This is a genomic window from Streptomyces sp. NPDC060209, from assembly GCF_042728155.1.
GTDB lineage: Bacteria > Actinomycetota > Actinomycetes > Streptomycetales > Streptomycetaceae > Streptomyces.
This window is the reverse complement of the sequence record NZ_JBHWZS010000570.1, coordinates 1-1,643: the sequence shown is the minus strand read 5'-3', so window position 1 is coordinate 1,643 and position 1,643 is coordinate 1. Positions and strand designations below refer to the sequence as shown.

The following is a 1,643-nucleotide window of genomic DNA, read 5'->3' as shown; positions in this document are numbered from 1 at the left end:
GCGAGGTCGGGCAGCAGGATCCGCCATGAGACCCCGTCCACCACCAGGTGGTGCAGGACGATCAGCAGCCGGCCGGCCACCGCCGCGTCCGAAGGATCGAACCAGACGAACTGCGCCACCACACCGGCGGCGGTGTCCAGACGGCCGGTCGCCTCGTCCAGCGCGACCTCGGCCCGCCGCTGCCAGTCCTCGTCCCAGACACCGTCACACACGATCCGGTGGACCAGAGCGGCGGCGTCGACCGACCCCTCCGGGCCGATCTCGATGACCCCGCCCTCGTCCATGGAAAGACGCGAACGCAGGATGTCGTGCCGGTCCAGGACCGCACCCAGCGTCGCCGCCAGACCGTCCCCGTCGATACCCAGGGGCAGGTCCAGGGCGAGGGACATGGAGAACCGGTCGTATCCACCACCGAGTTCGGTCATGTACTTGACTATCGGGAGCAGGGGGACGCTGCCGACTCCGCCGCCCTCGAACTCCTCCAGGGTGACGGTGGTTCCGGTGCTGCGGGCCACCAGGGCCAGTTCGGCGACGGTGCGCTGCTCGAAGATCTGCCGTGGGCTGACCTCGACGCCCTGGGCGCGGGCCCGGGTGACCACCTGGATGGAGCGGATGGAGTCGCCGCCGACGGCGAAGAAGTCGTCGTCGACACCGACCCGGTCCAGGCCGAGGACATCGGCGTAGACGCCGGCGAGGGCCTTCTCCTGCGGTGTGCGCGGTGCCCGGTAGGCACCACCGGTGAACTCGGGCTCGGGAAGCGCCTTGTGATCCAGCTTGCCGTTGGGCATCAGCGGCAGGCGGTCCATGACGACGAACGCGGACGGGACCATGAACTCCGGGAGACGCTGGCCGAGGAAGGCGCGCAGGTCACGGGAGGACACCCCGGCCGTCAGGTCGTAGTCCGTCTCGCCGACGGTCTCGGCGCTCCCCTGCTCGGCGCCGGCCGGTACGACGTACCCCACCAGCTGCTTGGCGCCGCCGGCTCCTGCCCGGACGACGACCGCGGCCTGGGCGACACCGGGGTGCGCCACCATCGCGGCTTCGACCTCGCCGGGTTCGATGCGGAAGCCGCGGACCTTGACCTGGCTGTCGCCCCGTCCCACGTACTCCAGTTCGCCCTGCGCGTTCCAGCGGGCCAGGTCACCCGTGCGGTACATCCGCGACCCGGGCTCGCCGTAGGGGTCGGCGACGAAACGCTCGGCGGTCAGATCCGGGCGGCCGCGGTAACCCCGGCCGACGTTCCCGCCGACGTACAGCTCGCCCACCACCCCGACCGGGGCGGGCTGGAGAGCCGGTCCCAGGACGTAGGCGCGCATGTTGCCCAGCGGCTTCCCGATCGGCGCGCTGCCGCCGCTTCCCTCCCATGCGACCTCGCCGTGGACGGCGAAGGTGGTGGCGTAGAAGGACTCGGTCTGGCCGTAGGCGTTGATGATCCGGATGCCCGGCCGGACGTCCCGCAGACGGGTGACCAGGGAGGCGGGCAGCGCCTCGCCGGCGAACACCACCGTGTCCAGGCCGACGTGACCGGTGATCTGGTCGAGGAGTTCGGCGAAGGCGGACGGGACGGTGGAGACGATGTGGCCTCCCCACTCCTCGCGCTCGCCGAGGACCAGGACGTCACGGACGATCTCGATCGTCCCGCC

The 1,643-nt window shown here is 71.3% G+C and carries 1 protein-coding gene; it reads right to left on the bottom strand.

The genetic code is table 11. The annotated features are described in order from the left end of the window. Nucleotides 1-1,643 (bottom strand): AMP-binding protein (locus tag ACFWFI_RS42625; protein ID WP_387401338.1); only part of this gene is annotated, 1,643 nt, incomplete at both ends.